Source organism: Pseudomonas sp. EA_65y_Pfl1_P113 (genome assembly GCF_963970525.1).
In the GTDB taxonomy this organism is placed as follows: domain Bacteria; phylum Pseudomonadota; class Gammaproteobacteria; order Pseudomonadales; family Pseudomonadaceae; genus Aquipseudomonas; species Aquipseudomonas tritici.
Genome location: NZ_CAXAQM010000618.1, coordinates 1 through 445, shown reverse-complemented (window position 1 = coordinate 445; position 445 = coordinate 1). Strand labels below are relative to the sequence as shown.

General features: G+C 63.1%; 2 protein-coding genes. Both read right to left on the bottom strand.

Annotation, left to right across the window (positions count from 1 at the left end; genetic code table 11):
• The coding region (locus AACY52_RS31395) for a hypothetical protein (RefSeq protein ID WP_339561556.1) at positions 1 to 275 on the bottom strand (275 nt) is incomplete at its 3' end.
• A partial coding sequence (locus AACY52_RS31390) for an S-adenosylmethionine:tRNA ribosyltransferase-isomerase (RefSeq protein ID WP_339561557.1) occupies positions 272 to 445 on the bottom strand: 174 nt, incomplete at its 5' end. The genes AACY52_RS31395 and AACY52_RS31390, both read right to left, overlap by 4 nt.

Here is a 445-nt window from a genome sequence, read left to right as displayed (position 1 = left end):
CCTTCGTGTCGCGGCTCGAAAGCGAGGGCGCGGACGTGCCCGAGGTGCTGCGCGCGGCGCAAGGCCGGCCGTTCTACCGGATCGAAGCCGGCCGGCGGCAGGTGCTTGGGGCCTAACATCCAGCGTGCGACCGCGATTCGGTCAGCGCCGGTAGTCTTGTCGACGAAGCACTGCCCAAGCACGGTCGCCTGTTCGGCTAGCTTGGCATCATCAGGAACCGACGCTTGCGGACTCGCCGCAGCAGCCAAGGCAGCAACCATCATAAGAATCGTCATGCTTCGCTCTTCCCCGCGTTCGGCAGCAACAGACTGGCATCGCCATAGCTGTAGAATCGATAGCCGTCTCGCACCGCATGGGCATAGGCCGCTTGCATCTGCTCGGTGCCCATCAACGCGCTGACCAGCATGAACAAAGTCGATCGCGGCAAGTGGAAATTGGTGACGAG